Genomic DNA, 14,895 nt, shown 5'->3' with positions numbered 1-14,895 from the left:
GCGGGAAGGTGCGTTACATTCCTCGAAAGAGTGTGAACTTTTGTCACAGACGCATTCACTTCCGGAGACTTCGACCATGACCGTTCCCATGCCGCGCGAGTCGATTGCGCCGCTTTCCACCAGCCGTCGGCGTGCGCTGACCGGCCTGGCCGCCGCCACTGCCGCCGCCGGCCTCGGCTTTCCGGCGCTCGCGCAGAACCGGCCGGTGCGCGTGGGAACGACCTTCGACAACAGCAGCGTCGAGAAGGCCAACGGCCAGGGCCTCTACCAGGGCTCCAGCGCCTTCTTCAACGCGCTGAACAAGGCCGGCGGCATCAACGGCACCAAGGTCGAGCTCGTGATGGCCGACGACACCTTCAAGCCCGACGTGGCCAAGGCCAACGCCCTGGCCTTCGAGAAGGACAGTTCGGTGCTCGCGCTGGTGCACCCCCTGGGCACGCGCCAGACGGCCGAGGTGATGGATGCGGTGCCCGGCATGGCCGTGGTGGGGCCCATCACCGGCACGATCTCGCTGCGCAAGAAGAATGCGCCCAACACCTTCTGGGTGCGCGCCAACTACGACCAGGAGGTCGAGAAGCTCGTGAGCACCGCCGCCGTGCTGGGCCAGAGCCGCATCGGCCTCGTGCATTCGGAAGACCCGCTGGGTCAGTCGGTGCTGGCGGCCTTCAAGAGCGCGCTGGCCAAGGCCAAGCTGGAGCCCGCGGTCATCGCGACCACGCCCAACACCACCAGCATGGAAGTGGGCCCCGCCGCAGCAGCCATCGCCAAGGCCAAGCCGCAGGTGGTGGTTGTCGGGCTGGCCGGCACGGCGCCGGTGTTCCTGAAGGCGCTGCGCGAGGCGGGCAACAGCAGCTCGGCCTACGGCCTGTCCATCACGGCCAGCGCGCTGTCGGCCATGGGCGACCTGGCCAAGGGCCTGGGCTTCGTGATCGTCGTGCCCTCGCCGTACGCGACCAGATTCGAGGTCGTGCGCCGCTACCAGGCCGACATGGTGGCCAACGGCGTCAAGGATTTCTCGCTCACCAGCCTGGAGGGCTACCTGAACGCGGCCGTGCTCGCCGAAGGCATGCGCCGCGCGGGTGGCACGCTCACGCGCGCCTCGGTGATGTCGGGCCTCGCCAGCATCGAGAACTTCGACCTCGGCGGCGTGAAGATCAACTACGGACGCACCAACCGCGAAGGCGGCCAGTTCGTGGACGTGGCCGTCATCGGCAGCCGCGGACAGATGCTGAGCTAGGCCAAGTACTGCCCCAGGCTTCGCGCGCTTCGTATAGCTTCGCCAGCCTCCTTACCGGGGGCGACGCCTGCGGCCCGGCAAAGCCGGTTCCGCGGGGGCCTGCAATCAAACCCCGACGCCCAGCAAGCCCTCCAGCAGCTCCTGGTCGGCCGCCAGTTCCGCGCTGGGCCCCGCATGCACCACCGTGCCGCGCTCCAGCACGATGGCCTTGTGCGTCATCTCCAGCGCCAGCACCGGGTGCTGCTCCACCACGATCGACGCGAGCCCCTCCGATTCGCACAGCCGGCGGATCGCCGCCGCCAGTTCCTCCACGATGATCGGCGCGAGGCCTTCCATGGGCTCGTCGAGCAGCAGCAGCTTCGGGTTGGTCATGAGGGCGCGGCCGATGGCGAGCATCTGCTGCTCGCCGCCCGAGAGCTGGTTGCCGTAGTTGCTGCGCCGCTCGCGCAGGCGCGGGAAGAAGTCGTAGACGCGCTTGAGGTTCCAGCCGCCCAGGCGCGAGATCACGGTGAGGTTCTCCTCGACGGTGAGCGAGGGGAACACCTCGCGTTCCTGCGGCACCCAGCCCAGCCCCGCGCGCACGCGCTGGTGCGAGGGCCAGCGCACGATGTCCGTGCCCTGCCAGCGGATCGCGCCCTGCATCACGCGGGTGTTGCCCATCAGCGTCTCGAGCAGCGTGGTCTTGCCCACGCCGTTGCGCCCGAGGATGGCGAGGCTCTCGCCCTTCTGCAGGGAGAAGTCGAGCCGGTCGAGCACCACGGCGTTGCCATAGCCGGCGGTGACGTTGTCGAAGGCGAGTGCTTCAGGCATGTGGGTGTGGGTGGTGGTGGAGGTGCGAGCTGCCCAGGTAGACCTCGCGCACGCGCGGGTCGGCGCCGATTTCCGAAGGCGTGCCCTCGGTGAGGATGCGTCCGCCCACCAGCACCGAGATGCGGCGAGCGAAGCGGAAGACCAGCTTCATGTCGTGCTCTATGAAGAGAACGCTGATGTCCGCGGGCAGCGCCGCGATGGCCTCGAACAGCTCGCCGCTGTCGTCCTCCGGCACGCCGGCGGCCGGCTCGTCGAGCAGCAGGATGCGGGGCTTCGCCGCCAGCGCGAGCGCGATCTCGAGCAGCCGCTGCTTGCCGTAGGCCAGCTCGGCCACGGGCACGTCGGCGAGACCGTCGAGCTTCAGCGTGCGAAGCAGCGCATGGGCTTCGTCGAACACCGCGGTGCAGCCCTTCAGCGGCCGCCACCAGGTGGCGCCCAGCCCTTCGCGCTCGCTGATCGCCAGCACCACCGACAACAGCGGCGTGAGGCTGGGAAAGAGCGTGTTGATCTGGAAGGTGCGCGCCAGACCCATTCGCGCACGTTTGTCGCCGGAGAGTCGCGTGATGTCCGCCGCGCCCATGTGGATGCTGCCGCTGGTGGGCCTGAGCACGCCGGTCAGCAGGTTGATGAGCGTGGTTTTGCCGGCGCCGTTGGGGCCGATCAGCGCCTGCCGCGCGCCGGGTTCGAGCGAGAGGTTCACCTCGGCCACGGCCTGGAAGGCGCCGAAGCGCACGCCGAGGTCCTGCGTGCGCAGGGTGTGCGTGGTGTTCGTCATCGCGCCTTACCCGTGCGAACGAGGCGTGAGAGCGCGCCCATGATGCCGCCGCGTCCCAGCATGACGGCGGCGATCAGGAAGATGCCGAGCCAGAACATCCAGTACTGCGGGTTCATGTCGGCGAACCAGTCGTGCACCAGCATGTAGACGATGGCGCCGATCATCCCGCCATAGAGCCGCCCCGTGCCGCCGAGCACCAGGATGATGAGCACTTCGGCCGAGCGGTTGAAGCCAATCGATTCGATGCCGACGAACTGCGTGGTCTGCGCCAGCAGCGCGCCCGCCACGCCCGCCACCGCCGCCGAGAAGGCGTAGGCCATGCGCAGCCGCGCCTCCACCGGCGAGCCGATGGCCGTCATGCGCTTGCGGCTGTCGTGGATGCCGCGCAGCGCCAGCCCGAAGGGCGAGCGCAGCACCAGCCGCACCAGCAGGAACATCGCGAGCACCACGCCGAAGGCGTAGCCGAACGCCGTCTTGCCGTAGAGGTCGAATTCGAAGAAGCCGAGCACCGGCGCGATGACCACGCCCTGCAGCCCGTCGGTGCCGCCGGTGATGCCCGAGAGCCGGTTGGCCAGTTCGTAGAGCAGCACGCACACGCCGATGGTGATCATCAGCCGCGTGAGATCGGCGCCGCGCACCACCAGGTAGCTCAGCGCATAGCCCAGCGCGCCGCACACAGCGAGCGCGAACACGAGTCCGCTGAAGGGCTCGCTCCAGCCGTACCTGGCCAGCAGGCCGGCCGCATAGGCGCCGGCGCCGAAGAAGGCCGCATGGCCCACGGTGAGGATGCCCGCGTAGCCCAGCGCCATGTCGAGCGACACCGCGAACAGGCCGAAGATCAGCACCTGGCTCATCAGCGTGAGCTTGTCGGGCAGCAGGAAGAAACTCGACGCCAGCGCGAGCCAGAAGGCCGCTTCGGCGATGCGCAGCTGCGCGGGGGAAAGGTTCAGGGCTTTCATGCGAGCCCCTTCTTCGCGACGATGCCGTTCGGCCGCACCAGCAGCATGACGATCATGAAGACGTAGATGAGGAATGCGCCGGTCTCCGGCAGGTAGTACTTGCCCGCCACGTCGACGATGCCGACCAGCAGCGCCGCGATGAAGGGCCCCGTGACGGTGCCCGCGCCGCCGACGCAGACCACCATCAGGAAGTAGACGAGGTACTTGAGCGGAAACGAGGGCTCCAGCCCCAGCATCCCCAGGCTCAGCGCGCCGCCCAGGCCCGCGAGGCCGCAGCCCAGCGAGAAGGTCAGGAAGAAGAGCCGCTGCACGTGGATGCCGGTGCCGCCGGCCACGCGCTGGTTGTCGACCGCCGCGCGCACCATCGCGCCGTAGCGCGTCTTGCCCAGGCCCAGCAGCAGCGCGGCCAGCACGAGCACGCCGCAGACGATCAGGAAGAGCCGGTAGCGGCCCACTTCCAGGCCCGCCAGCGACACCTGCCCGTCGAGCGCCGGCGGCAGCGCGAAGGGCTGCATCGTCGGGCCGAAGAAGTAGGTGAAGGCCGCGATCGACACGAACACCACGCCGATCGACAGCAGCACCTGATCCAGCGGATGCGCGCGGTACAGGCGCCGGTAGAACACGAACTCCAGCACCGCGCCCAGCACGGCCGCCGCCACGAAGGCGGCGGCGAGCGAGAGGCCGAAGCCCACGCCGAACCGGCTCATCAGCACGCTTGCGGCATAGCCGCCCACCATCGCGAAGCTGCCGTGCGCGAGGTTGACGAAATTCATGAGCCCCATCGTGATGGACAGGCCCACGCCGATGAGGAAGAGGAGCATGCCGTAGGCCACTCCGTCGAAGATCACGATGCCCATGAATTTCCCGCTGGCTGACTCGCTGGCTGATTGACTGAACGATCGGTCTGCAGCGCGCCTACTTGGCGGCCGCGCCTTCCTTCGCCGGGTCCTTCACGCGCTCGAACTTGTCGAACTCCACGTTCACCAGCTGGCCGTTCACGCGCTCGGTCTTGCGGATGTAGACGGTCTGCACGATGTCGCGCGTGACCGGGTCGATCTCCACCGGGCCGCGCGGGCTCTCGAAGCTCAGTCCCTTGAGCGCGTCCATGAACTTGTCGCCGGCGGTGTCGCCCTTGGTCTTGGCCAGCGCGAGGTCGATGGCGGCCATGGCGTCGTAGGCGGTTACGGCGAAGTAGCTCGGGCGCAGCTTGGTGCCGTTGTCGGCGGCGAAGTCCTTCACGAACTTCTGGTTCTTCGGCGACGGGTGCGCGAAGGAGTAGTGGTGGCTGGTGACCAGGCCCAGCGCCACGTCGCCGGTGGCGTCGAGGTAGCTGTCGTCGGTGGCTTCGCCGGTCGCGAAGAGCTTGATGCCGGCCTGCTCCATGCCGCGCTCCTTCCAGACCTTCAGGAAGGCCGGCGGCATCACGCCCGAGGGGAAGAAGAAGAACACGGCCTGGGGCTTGGCGTCCTTGATGCGCTGCACGTAGGCCGAGAAGTCGGGGTTGTTCATCGGCGTGCGCACCTCGCCCGAGACCTTGCCGCCGCCGGCGGTGAAGGTCTTCTTGAAGGCGGTTTCCGCGTCGACGCCCGAGGCGTAGTCGGCGACCACGGTGTAGGCGTCCTTGATGCCTTCCTTGAGCATGTAGCGCGCCATCGGGTCGGTGACCTGCTGCACGGTGAACGACAGGCGCGCCACGTAGGGCGAGCTGGTGGTGATGGCCGACGAGGCCGCGTTCATCACGATGGTCGGGATCTTCGCCTGCGTGGCGATGGCGCCCACGGCGTAGGCGTTGGGGCTGAAGTCCAGGCCGGTGAGCACGTTCACCTTGTCGCGCACGATGAGCTCCTGCGCGATGCGCTTGGCGGCGTCGGGCGCGGGGCCGGCAGTGTCCTTCTTGATGATCTCGACGGTGCGGCCGCCCACCTTGCCGCCGTGCTCCTTCAGGTAGAGCGCGATGCCGGCGTCGAACTGGCGGCCGTAGTCGGCATACGGGCCCGAGTAGGTGGCGATGAGGCCGATGCGCAGCGGCTCGTCGGCCGCATGCGCCGTGGCGCCCGCGAGGCCGAGGCCGGCCAGAAGCAGGGTCGAGAGGAGGGTTCTCTTGGTCATCGTCATGGAAAAGGACCTTTCAGGTGGAGTGGATGCGCCCGACGGGGCGCTGCTTTCGTGTAACCGGGTGCAAGCGAAGCGCGCGATGATGCCCGAGCCAGGCGTCAGACCTGCGTATCGGGCACGCGCACAGTGAGGCCATCGAAGGCCGCGGTGATGCTGAGCTGGCAGCTCAGCCGCGAACCGGGCCGGCGCTCCGACGCCACGACGTCGAGCAGCGCGCTCTCCATGTCGTCGGGCGGCGGCAGCAGGTCGATGAAGGCGTCGTCCACGTAGACGTGGCAGGTGGCGCAGGAGCAGCAGCCGCCGCACTCGGCATCGATGCCGCGCACGTTGCCGCGGATGGCGGTCTCCATCACGCTGGCGCCGACCTTGGCGTCGACCTCGCGCGTGGTGCCGTCCTTGAGGATGTAGTGGATCGTGGGCATGGAGGTTTCTTCAATGGGGGGCGCAGCGGAACCTGCTTTGCCGGGCCGCCGGTGTTGCCCCCTGCAAGGGGATGGGAGGCCACACGGAGTGGGCAAGCCTGGGGGTGTGCGTCATGCTTAGAACATGTCGAAGTACTCGCGGTGTTCCCACTCGCTGACTTCGAGGTTGAAGCGGGCGATCTCCGCTTCCTTGATGTGGCAGAGGTAGTCGACGAAGGTCTTGCCCATCTGCGCGTTGAGCATCTCGTCGCGGCGCAGGCAGGCGAGGGCGTCGCCCAGTGAACGGGGCAGCTGCTCGGCCGGCGTCTCGTAGGGCGCGTCGGCGGAGGGGCCGGGGTCGATCCGGTTGCGGATGCCGTCGAGGCCCGAGAACAGCTGCGACGCCAGATACAGGTACGGGTTGGCCGTCGGCTCGCCCACGCGGTTCTCGATGCGGGTGGCCGACTGGCCCGGGCCGCCGAGCACGCGCAGCATCGCGCCGCGGTTGTCCTTGGCCCAGATCGCGCGGTCGGGCGCGAGCGAGAAGGGGCGGTAGCGCCGGTAGCCGTTGATGGTGGGGCTCGCCAGCGCCGCGGCGCCGCAGGCGTGCGCCTTGAGGCCGCCGAGGTAGTGCATGCCGGTCTCGCTCAGCGGCTGCCCGCCCGCGGCTTCCGGCATGAAGGCATTGACCCCGTCGCCTTTGCGGCGCAGCGACTGGTGCAGGTGCCAGCCGCTGGACATCACGTTCGGGATCTTCGGCCGGCACATGAAGGTGGCATGCAGTCCGTTTCGCTGGCAGACCTGCTTGATGGCGCTGCGCAGCAGCACCATGGTGTCGGCGGGCATGACGCCGGCCGTGGGACCGAAGGTCAGCTCGAACTGGCTGGGGCCGAATTCGATCTCGAGCGAGCGCAGCGGAAGGCCCAGCGCCATGAGCTGCGAGCGCAGCAGCTCCATCAGCCCGTCGACGCGGTCGTAGCGCAGCTCGGTGAGGTACTGGTGGCCGTGCGAGAGCAGCGACACGCGCGGCGGCTCGCCGGGCTGGCCCGAGTCGGCCAGCCCCATGCGCGCGTCGTCGAGCTTGAAGACATGGAACTCCATCTCGAGGCCGGCGATGAAGTCCAGCCCCAGCTCGTCGAGCTGGCGCACCGCGCGCTGCAGGATCTGCCGCGTGGCGAAGGGGCAGGGCTTGCCGTCGGCCATGTAGGCGTCGCACATCACCCAGCCGGTGCGCGGCGACCACGGCAGGACCTTGAAGGTGGCGGGGTCGGCCACGATGGTGAAGTCGGCACCGCCCTGCAGACCCTCGACCGCGAAGCCGCCGCCCTGGGTGAATACCGGGAACACGGTCTTGTGCGACGTGTCCTTGGCCAGCAGGGTCGAGGTGAGGTTGACGCCCTCCCAGAGGGCCGAGCGCGCCTCGGCCGCGACCAGCGTCTTGCCGCGCAGGATGCCGTGCTGGTCCGGCCAGGCGAAGCGGACGAGGTCGACCTCGCCGCCGTCGATGCGGCGCACCAGTTCCCTGGCCTGCGCGTGCTGGTCTTCGCTCCAGAGGCCGAAGCGGTCGACGAATGTGTGGCTGCTCATGGCGCTTGTGTCCTGTGAGCGGGGCTCAGGCGGCGGCCAGGCGTGCGGAGGCCCAGTCCGACTTCAGTCGCCGGGCGCGGTCGGCGTCCTGCCAGTAGGCCTCGGTGGCGGCCTCGTCGGCGACGTTGCGGCCGATGCCGTCGATGGAGGGCGGCCCGGTCATGGCGCTGGCCTGCGCGGCGTCGATGACCATCGGTGCGCCTTCGCCAGCGAGCGTGGCCTCGATCGCCTTCACCAGCACGCGGCGGTAGGCAATGATCCCCTTGTCGGTGCTGCCCAGGTGCTCGCGCGTGCGGTCTTGAATCGGGCCCTGCGACTCCACCGCCCACTGGTCGTGCACGTTGATGTCGTCGCCCATGCCGGTGTAGGTCTCGGTGAGCTGTTCCTTGACGCTGTAGCCGTAGTTGTTGCGCTTGTTCTTGCGCGAGGTGTAGTCGGGCAGTTCGTAGAGCTTCAGGCGCTGCTCGCGCATCTGCTGCTTGTCGACCGGGCCGGTGAAGCTGGTGAAGATGGCGTACCAGTAGCAGTGCGTGTCGTCCACCGGCACGTGCCACTGCGAGATGGTCATCTCGGAGCTCATCGGGATCACGAAGGCCTGCGGGAACACGAGGTTGGTCACGCGCACATGGGTGGTGTCTTCCGACAGCTTGCGCAGCGCCTTCAGGCGGAAGCCGTAGTCGGTGGGCTCGACGCTGATGTCGGGCCTGTCGTACTCGCGCAGCACCTTGGTGATCGGCATGTCGGAGTCGGCCGAGGCGCCGCGGAACTGCTTGCCGTAGCTCTCGGAGGTGTCCTCGTCCTCGAAGAAGCGGTGCAGGTACGAGGCATGTGCCGGGTCGATGCCCACCTCGAGCGCCTGCAGCCAGTTGCACTCGAACAGGCCCTTGAACGCGAAGGTGTGGCTGTCGGGCGCGACGAAGCAGTCGAACTCGGGGAAGGCCGGGGGCTCGCCCTCGCCGATGTAGGCGAAGACCACGCCGCTCTTCTCGACCACCGGATAGGCCGACTGCTTGATGCGGGTGCACAGCTTGCTGGTGGCGGGCTCGGCCGGGGTCTCGAGGCAGTTGCCCTTGGCGTCGAACAGCCAGCCGTGGAAGGCGCAGCGCAGGCCGCCGTTCTCGAGCCGGCCGAAGGCGAGGTCGGCGCCGCGGTGCGGGCAGTCGCGGTCGAGCATGCCGAGCTGGCCGTTCTCGTCGCGGAACAGGACGAAGTCCTGCCCCATGAGCTTCACCGGCTTGACCGGGCGCGGACCCGCCAGTTCGTCGGCCAGGGCCACCGGCTGCCAGTACCGGCGCAGCAGCTTGCCGGCGGGGGCGCCGGGTCCGACGCGGGTGATGAAATCGTTCTGCTCTGCGCTGATCATCGTGCGGGCTCCATCGTGGGGACTGTGGAAAGAGGCTTGCAGCCATTGCATGCAACTGTATGCATTGTCTTGGTGATCCTCGATCCCGGTCAAACTTTCATCTGCAGAATTGCCCCAATCTGGGGCTTTCAAAGGCCAAAATCAGGGTAAACGCTGAGGGTATCGTCGGTTTTTGACACTGCTTGTGAAGCAATGTATGCAACAACCGAGCCAGAGTAAATACGCTGCGTGCAATGCGGGGCCCGTCTCCTAGAATTCGTCCATGGACTCCCAACAATCCCGCGTGCTCGTGCAACTGCGCGACATGATCCTCAAGGGCGAATTCGTGCCCGGAGAGCGGCTGGCCGAGATCCCGCTGGCCGAGAAGCTCGAGGCTTCGCGCACCCCGGTGCGGCTGGCGCTGGCCAGCCTGGAGCACGAAGGGCTGATCGAGCAGTCGCCCAGCGGCGGCTACCAGATGCGCCGCTTCACCTCGCAGGAGGTGGCCGACGCCATCCGCGTGCGCGGCGTGATCGAAGGCTTCGCCGCGCGCCTGCTGGCCGAGGACGGCGCCTCGCGCCAGCTGCTGCGCGACCTGAAGGACTGCCTGGAAGACGGCGACCGCGCCGTGAACAAGCCCAGCATGGAGCTCGACGATTACGCCGCCTACGTCGAGATGAACGACCGCTTCCACAAGCTGATCATCGAAGGCTGCGGCAACCTCGCGCTCAAGCGGGTGATGGACATGCTCGGCGGCCAGCCCTTCGCCGCCCCGAGCGCGATGCTGCCGATGCAGTCGTCGATGGAAGAGGGCCAGCAGTGGATGCGCCAGGCGCACCGCACCCACCATGCGATGGTGCAGGCCATCGAGCGCGGGCAGGGCTCGCGCGCGCAGGCGCTGGGCGAGGAGCACGTCGAGATCGCGCGCATGAACCTCGACTACGCGCTGGAGCGGCCCGAACTCGCGGCCGAGCTCATGCCGGGCATCAAGCTGGTGGCGAAGGGCCGCGGCGGCGCCTGAATTCCGGGCGCCGGCGGCCGCCTGGCGGTACGGCGCTCAGCTGCTGAGAGCGCGCCGCGGCGTCACCACCGCTTCCACCGCCGCGCCGACCGCCAGCAGCCGGTGATCGGTGTTGCCGATGCCGGCCACCATCAGCCCCACCGGCGCGGTGCCCGCGTCATGGCAGGGCACCGAGAGCGCACAGCCGTCGAACAGGTTCACCACCGAGGGGTTGCGCAGCATGCGGCCGTTGATCCGGTAGTAGGTGTCGTCGTCCTTCAGCACCTCGGCGATGGGCGGCGCGATGTCGGGCGTGGTGGGCATCAGCATCGCGTCGTAGCTTGCGGCCGCGGTGTTGATCGAGCGGATGAACTGACGGCGCAGCGCCTGGAGCTGCAGGTAGTCGGGCGCGGTGATCGTCTCGCCGGTCCTGATCCGGGCCAGCACGCGAGGGTCGTACCTGGCGGCGCCGGTCTTGATGAACTCGCGGTGCCAGGTGAAGGCCTCGGCGGCGGTGATCATGCCGCGCGGGTTGATGTTCGGCGCCTTCGCGAACTCGGCCATCGGCAGCTCGGTGACCGTCGCGCCCGCGGCAGAGAGCTTGGCCAGTGCCGACGCGAAGGCCGCGGCCACCGGCGGCGAGAGCTCGTCGAGGAAGAAGGTCCCGGGCACCGCGAAGCGCAGGCCGCGCATCGGCAGCACCCGCAGCGGACGCGGCAGCTCGGCGGCGAGCACGGCATCGAGCAGGGCGCAGTCTTCCACCGTCCAGGCTATGGGCCCGGCGGAGTCGAAGGAGGTCGACAGCGGCAGCACGCCGTCGAGCGGAACGCGCCGCTGCGTCGGCTTGAAGCCCACCAGTCCGTTGAGGGCCGCCGGGATGCGCAGCGATCCGCCGGTGTCGGTGCCGATCGCGCCGGCCGCCATGCCGTCGGTCAGCGAGATCGCGCCGCCCGAAGTCGAGCCTCCGGGGATGCGGCCCGTCGCGCGGTCGTAGGCGTTCTTCGGCGTGCCGTAGTGCGGGTTGATGCCCAGGCCGGTGTAGGCGAACTCGACCGTGTTGGAGCGCCCGATGATGATCGCGCCGGCACGCCGCAGCCGTTCGACCACGATGGCATCGCGCGCGGCCGGCGGCTGGCCGGCCAGCACCGTGGAGCCCCCCAGCGTGGTGACGCCGGCTTCGTCGAACAGGTCCTTCAGCGAGATCGGGATGCCCGCGATGGGCGACGCGGCAGGTCGGCCGCTCTTGCGCTCGGCGTCGAGCCGCGCGGCGGTGGCACGGGCCGAATCGGCATGCACGCGGATGAAGGTGCGGGCGCCCTCGCCGGCGGGGTTCTGGATGGCGGCCAGCGCTTCTTCCACCAGCTGGCTGCTGCTGAGGCTTCCGGCGGCGAGGCGGCGCGACATCTCCGCCATCGAGAGCTGTCCCAGGGCTCGGCCGGTGGTCGCCTCAGGCGCTTTCTGGGCGAAGGCTTGCGGCCAGAACGAGAGCACGCCGGTGGTCGCGGCGGCGCCGGCGGCCTGCTGCAGGAAGTGGCGACGTCCTTGTTGTTTCTGCTGCTGCGTCATGGCGCGCTCCCCCATCGTTCGGATGGAATCGGGCCAGTCTACACAGCCGAGGCTGCGGAGGCGTTGCCGGCCGTTACCGCTGCGGTTGCCGGGTGTCGGGCACCTCGATCACCAGTTGCGGCCTGTAGCCTTCCTGCTCGCCGTTGCGCGCGTAGCCCAGCGGGTTGGCGACCACGCGGCAGCCGTTCTTCACATAGTCGGACGGACAGTGCAGATGGCCGTGCAGCCAGAGCTGCGCGCGGGGCAGCAGCGCGTCGAGCGCGTTGCAGAAACCCGCGGTGCCCGGTGTCAGGCCGTAGCGCGGGTCTCCGCTCTCCAGGCTGGGCGCGAAGTGCGTGACGACCACCGTGGTGCCATCGAAAGGCTCGGCCAGCGCCTGCGTGAGCCAGTCCTGGCAGGCGAGCGCCTGCTCCCGCAGCTGCGCGGCGAGGAAGAGTTCGCCGTTACGCATGGTGGCCGCTTTTTCAAGATAGAAATCGGCCGCGCGCATCGCCTTGCCGCGCTTCTTGAGTGCTTCGGCAAGGCTGTCGGTCGGCTCGGCGAGCGCGTCGAAATCGGCCCAGAGCGTGGTGCCGACGAAGCGGACGCCTTCGATCACGCGGGATTCGCGCTCCAGCCAGATGATATCGAGCTCGTCGCAGAGCGTGCGCAGGCGCTCGTGGGTCTCGTCGAAGTCGACGTTGTCGTATTCGTGGTTGCCCGGCACGTAGATCACCGGCACCGGCCATCCGTTGCGGGGCGAGAAGCGGCCCAGGCCGAAATCGGGGTCGATCAGGCGGGAGCCCTGCTGGTAAGAGCCGATGTCGCCCGCCAGGACCAGCATGTCGGCACCGGGAAGCGGCTCGGCCCGGAAGTGCGGGTGGGACTCCAGGTGCAGGTCGGAAAGCAGTTGCAGCTTCATCGTCGGGCCAGTCTAGGTGAATTGCCCCATGCATGACACGCATAAGGTTTGGGTTGAATTTATAGGGTTAACCCTTATTCTTGAAACATCAACCACTCCAGCGCAGCCACAAGCCGCGCACCATCATGTTCAGCCTTCTCGCCCAAGTGGCCCGTTTCTTCCGTTCTTCAAGCGCCAATGCGCCGGCCAGCCACGCCGCCGCCCTGATGGAAAGCGCCGACATCCGCGCCGGCCGTGGCGCCCGTCATGCCCAGGAACTGCGCGCCGCCGCCAGCGCCTGGCTCAGCGTCGTCCGCTGATCCACTGACTGACGAGCAAGGTCAGTCGGGCACCTTCTGTCCGAGGACCGACCCGGCGAAAGCCGCGGCTGCAGAGCGCAGCAGCGCATTACGCAGCCACTCGTGAGAGTGCCCGTGCTGGGCGCGCCGGTGCCAGATGGCGTCCACGTGCACCGGCGGCTGGTCGAAGGGCAGGTCGCGCAGCACAAGCTGGTCGTCGATGCCGGTCACGGTCACGAAGTGACGGGGCAGCACGGTCAGCAGATCGGAATTGGCCACCACCCGGCCCGCGGTGAAGAACTGGTTCACCGTCACCACGATGCGCCGCTCACGCCCCATCGCGCCCAGCGTCTGGTCGATGAAGCCGTAGGGACGGCCGGAAAAACTCACCAGCAGATGCCGCGCCGCGCAGTAGTCATCGAGCGTCAGCGGCGCTTTCGCCAGCGGATGGCCGCGCCGCATCACACATACATATTGGCCCAGGTAGAGCCGCTGTGTCTCGAACGGGACTCCCACGCCCGACTGGCCGCGCGCGGCGAGGCTGGCGATCACCGCCGGGAAGTAGCCGACGGCCATGTCCACTTCTTCCTGCTCGAGCATGCGGCGCGGGTCGCGCGTGGTCAGCGGCAGCACGCGCAGCGAAATGGCCGGGGCTTCCTTTTCCGCAATCTGCACCAGGCCTGGTATGAGCTCGGCCGCGGTTGCGTCCGCCATGGCCAGCAGGAAGGTGGTGTCGGCCGTGCCCGCGTCGAACTCCCCGGGCGCGAGCGTGTGCTGCAGTTGGCGCAGGGCATCGCGCACGGTCGGCCACAGGGCGAGCGCACGAGGGGTGGGTTCGACGCCTGCGCCGGAGCGGCGCACCAGCTCGTCCCCCAGCACTTCCCGCAGGCGCCGGAGCGCGTTGCTCACCGCCGGCTGGGTGATGGACAGGTTCCGGGCCGCGCGCGTGAGGTTGCGCTCTGCCATCACCTCGTCGAAGACGCGGAGGAGGTTGAGGTCAAGCGTGCGAAAGTTGACGTCCATCAGCAGTGTGAATGATAAACATCAGAAAGATAAAGTGGATAAACACTGGGGTAATCCCTAATATCACCCCATCGGCCTTGTTCGCCACCACTGATTACCAATGTCCCAGGAGGGATGCATCATGACCAGCTTCGTTCACGTTGACCAACCTACTGTCCACCCCGGCGTGCGTCGCGCCGAAGTCCTGTTCGGCCAGATTCAGGCCGCCCGCGCCGGTGCCAACGGCGCCCGCCCGCTCATCGCACTGCTGATCGTCGCCATCGCGGCGGCGGTGCTGGTGGTGACCGAGTCGCTCGTTTCCAACTGGAACGAAGGCGGCCTGCTCGCTGCCTGGGCGGTGTTCTGCATTGCAGCCATTGCCTTGTTCGCACTGTTCGCAGGCTCGATCCGCCAGGGCCGCCTTGCCTCGGCATGGCGCGCCGCTGCTCGACGCCGTGCCGCCGCGCATGCGGATGCCCGCTTCCTCGCCACTGCGCAGAGCGACCCGCGCGTGATGCAGGAGCTGCAGGCCGCCATGTGGCGCCAGCAGTCGGAAGGCACCGTGTCGGCAACCGAGGCAGCAAAGATCGATGCGCTGGCCCGCATGAATGTCCGTTCGCAGGAAGTGCGCATGCCCACGCTGTACGAAGCGATGCGCCGTATGAACAGCTCGCGCTACTACTAATAAGTAGAGAAGCGAAGCGCTGGATGAAGAAAGCCGCCCTAGGGGCGGCTTTCCTTTTTTGGCCTACTTCTAAGGCTTGTCTTGGTCTGGCGTGAGGGCTGATCAAAAAGAATCGTGCGGAAGTTGACGGGCCGAGAAAATCTGTCATATACTCGAGGGCTTCGCTACTGACGGCCTTGTGTTGTTGAAGCGGCTGGTGTCCTGGGATGCTGGTTGTATGTGGTGAAGAAAGTCTTC

The 14,895-nt window shown here is 68.1% G+C and carries 15 protein-coding genes; 4 read left to right on the top strand and 11 right to left on the bottom strand.

Going from position 1 to position 14,895, the window contains the following annotated elements; translation table 11 throughout:
• Positions 1-76 precede the first annotated feature (76 nt).
• Complete coding sequence (locus FHY06_RS17840; protein WP_184605930.1) at positions 77-1,237, top strand: ABC transporter substrate-binding protein; 1,161 nt, start codon at positions 77-79, stop codon at positions 1,235-1,237.
• 105 nt (positions 1,238-1,342) lie between these two features.
• On the opposite strand, the gene FHY06_RS17835 is transcribed toward FHY06_RS17840, so the two are convergent.
• The 8 genes from FHY06_RS17835 to FHY06_RS17800 form a co-directional block, all read right to left on the bottom strand.
• Positions 1,343-2,047: an ABC transporter ATP-binding protein gene (locus FHY06_RS17835; protein ID WP_184605929.1), complete on the bottom strand. Its 705-nt coding sequence runs from the start codon at positions 2,045-2,047 to the stop codon at positions 1,343-1,345.
• Positions 2,040-2,822: an ABC transporter ATP-binding protein gene (locus FHY06_RS17830; protein WP_184605928.1), complete on the bottom strand. Its 783-nt coding sequence runs from the start codon at positions 2,820-2,822 to the stop codon at positions 2,040-2,042. Before FHY06_RS17830 ends, FHY06_RS17835 begins: the two co-directional genes overlap by 8 nt.
• Positions 2,819-3,781: a branched-chain amino acid ABC transporter permease gene (locus FHY06_RS17825; RefSeq protein ID WP_132801800.1), complete on the bottom strand. Its 963-nt coding sequence runs from the start codon at positions 3,779-3,781 to the stop codon at positions 2,819-2,821. The genes FHY06_RS17830 and FHY06_RS17825 overlap by 4 nt, the downstream gene beginning before the upstream one ends.
• Positions 3,778-4,638, bottom strand: coding sequence for a branched-chain amino acid ABC transporter permease (locus tag FHY06_RS17820; RefSeq protein ID WP_126183464.1), 861 nt, complete (start codon positions 4,636-4,638; stop codon positions 3,778-3,780). Before FHY06_RS17820 ends, FHY06_RS17825 begins: the two co-directional genes overlap by 4 nt.
• 58 nt (positions 4,639-4,696) lie before the next feature.
• On the bottom strand, positions 4,697-5,896 hold the full coding sequence (locus FHY06_RS17815) for an ABC transporter substrate-binding protein (protein ID WP_184605927.1): 1,200 nt from the start codon (positions 5,894-5,896) through the stop codon (positions 4,697-4,699).
• Between the two features lie 98 nt (positions 5,897-5,994).
• The gene (locus FHY06_RS17810; protein WP_019653472.1) at positions 5,995-6,318 is read right to left on the bottom strand and encodes a 2Fe-2S iron-sulfur cluster-binding protein; all 324 of its coding nucleotides are present in this window, start codon (positions 6,316-6,318) and stop codon (positions 5,995-5,997) included.
• Between the two features lie 117 nt (positions 6,319-6,435).
• Positions 6,436-7,884 carry a glutamine synthetase family protein gene (locus FHY06_RS17805; protein WP_184605926.1) on the bottom strand — a complete coding sequence of 483 codons (1,449 nt, stop codon included), beginning with the start codon at positions 7,882-7,884 and terminating at the stop codon, positions 6,436-6,438.
• Positions 7,885-7,909: 25 nt separating this feature from the next.
• The gene (locus FHY06_RS17800) at positions 7,910-9,247 is read right to left on the bottom strand and encodes an aromatic ring-hydroxylating dioxygenase subunit alpha (RefSeq protein WP_184605925.1); all 1,338 of its coding nucleotides are present in this window, start codon (positions 9,245-9,247) and stop codon (positions 7,910-7,912) included.
• A 262-nt stretch (positions 9,248-9,509) separates the two neighbouring features.
• On the opposite strand from FHY06_RS17800, the gene FHY06_RS17795 reads away from it, so the two are divergent.
• Entirely contained in the window at positions 9,510-10,247 is a 738-nt protein-coding gene (locus tag FHY06_RS17795) for a GntR family transcriptional regulator (RefSeq protein WP_019653469.1), read from the top strand.
• Between the two features lie 36 nt (positions 10,248-10,283).
• Here FHY06_RS17795 and FHY06_RS17790 read toward each other — a convergent pair whose 3' ends face one another.
• Both FHY06_RS17790 and FHY06_RS17785 read right to left on the bottom strand, forming a co-directional pair.
• Entirely contained in the window at positions 10,284-11,792 is a 1,509-nt protein-coding gene (locus FHY06_RS17790) for an amidase (RefSeq protein ID WP_260310503.1), read from the bottom strand.
• A 73-nt stretch (positions 11,793-11,865) separates the two neighbouring features.
• Positions 11,866-12,693, bottom strand: coding sequence for a metallophosphoesterase (locus FHY06_RS17785; protein WP_184605924.1), 828 nt, complete (start codon positions 12,691-12,693; stop codon positions 11,866-11,868).
• A gap of 125 nt (positions 12,694-12,818) precedes the next feature.
• On the opposite strand from FHY06_RS17785, the gene FHY06_RS17780 reads away from it, so the two are divergent.
• Complete coding sequence (locus FHY06_RS17780; protein WP_019653466.1) at positions 12,819-12,992, top strand: hypothetical protein; 174 nt, start codon at positions 12,819-12,821, stop codon at positions 12,990-12,992.
• Between the two features lie 21 nt (positions 12,993-13,013).
• Here the strand turns inward: FHY06_RS17780 and FHY06_RS17775 are convergent, their stop codons facing one another.
• Positions 13,014-13,994, bottom strand: coding sequence for a LysR family transcriptional regulator (locus FHY06_RS17775; protein ID WP_019653465.1), 981 nt, complete (start codon positions 13,992-13,994; stop codon positions 13,014-13,016).
• A 121-nt stretch (positions 13,995-14,115) separates the two neighbouring features.
• Between FHY06_RS17775 and FHY06_RS17770 the strand changes: the two genes are divergently transcribed.
• The gene (locus tag FHY06_RS17770) at positions 14,116-14,658 is read left to right on the top strand and encodes a hypothetical protein (RefSeq protein WP_184605923.1); all 543 of its coding nucleotides are present in this window, start codon (positions 14,116-14,118) and stop codon (positions 14,656-14,658) included.
• Positions 14,659-14,895 lie beyond the last annotated feature (237 nt).

The organism is Variovorax atrisoli (assembly GCF_014195185.1).
GTDB lineage: Bacteria > Pseudomonadota > Gammaproteobacteria > Burkholderiales > Burkholderiaceae_C > Variovorax > Variovorax atrisoli.
This window is presented reverse-complemented; position numbering and strand designations above follow the sequence as displayed.

Bases quoted from the DNA above. Each gene is read 5' to 3' on its own strand.
- FHY06_RS17830 (WP_184605928.1), bottom strand. From the start codon at position 2,822: ATGACGAACACCACGCACACCCTGCGCACGCAGGACCTCGGCGTGCGC.
- FHY06_RS17795 (WP_019653469.1), top strand. From the start codon at position 9,510: ATGGACTCCCAACAATCCCGCGTGCTCGTGCAACTGCGCGACATGATC.
- FHY06_RS17800 (WP_184605925.1), bottom strand. From the start codon at position 9,247: ATGATCAGCGCAGAGCAGAACGATTTCATCACCCGCGTCGGACCCGGC.
- FHY06_RS17835 (WP_184605929.1), bottom strand. From the start codon at position 2,047: ATGCCTGAAGCACTCGCCTTCGACAACGTCACCGCCGGCTATGGCAAC.
- FHY06_RS17775 (WP_019653465.1), bottom strand. From the start codon at position 13,994: ATGGACGTCAACTTTCGCACGCTTGACCTCAACCTCCTCCGCGTCTTC.
- FHY06_RS17785 (WP_184605924.1), bottom strand. From the start codon at position 12,693: ATGAAGCTGCAACTGCTTTCCGACCTGCACCTGGAGTCCCACCCGCAC.
- FHY06_RS17825 (WP_132801800.1), bottom strand. From the start codon at position 3,781: ATGAAAGCCCTGAACCTTTCCCCCGCGCAGCTGCGCATCGCCGAAGCG.
- FHY06_RS17840 (WP_184605930.1), top strand. From the start codon at position 77: ATGACCGTTCCCATGCCGCGCGAGTCGATTGCGCCGCTTTCCACCAGC.
- FHY06_RS17770 (WP_184605923.1), top strand. From the start codon at position 14,116: ATGACCAGCTTCGTTCACGTTGACCAACCTACTGTCCACCCCGGCGTG.
- FHY06_RS17805 (WP_184605926.1), bottom strand. From the start codon at position 7,884: ATGAGCAGCCACACATTCGTCGACCGCTTCGGCCTCTGGAGCGAAGAC.
- FHY06_RS17790 (WP_260310503.1), bottom strand. From the start codon at position 11,792: ATGACGCAGCAGCAGAAACAACAAGGACGTCGCCACTTCCTGCAGCAG.
- FHY06_RS17820 (WP_126183464.1), bottom strand. From the start codon at position 4,638: ATGGGCATCGTGATCTTCGACGGAGTGGCCTACGGCATGCTCCTCTTC.
- FHY06_RS17815 (WP_184605927.1), bottom strand. From the start codon at position 5,896: ATGACGATGACCAAGAGAACCCTCCTCTCGACCCTGCTTCTGGCCGGC.
- FHY06_RS17780 (WP_019653466.1), top strand. From the start codon at position 12,819: ATGTTCAGCCTTCTCGCCCAAGTGGCCCGTTTCTTCCGTTCTTCAAGC.
- FHY06_RS17810 (WP_019653472.1), bottom strand. From the start codon at position 6,318: ATGCCCACGATCCACTACATCCTCAAGGACGGCACCACGCGCGAGGTC.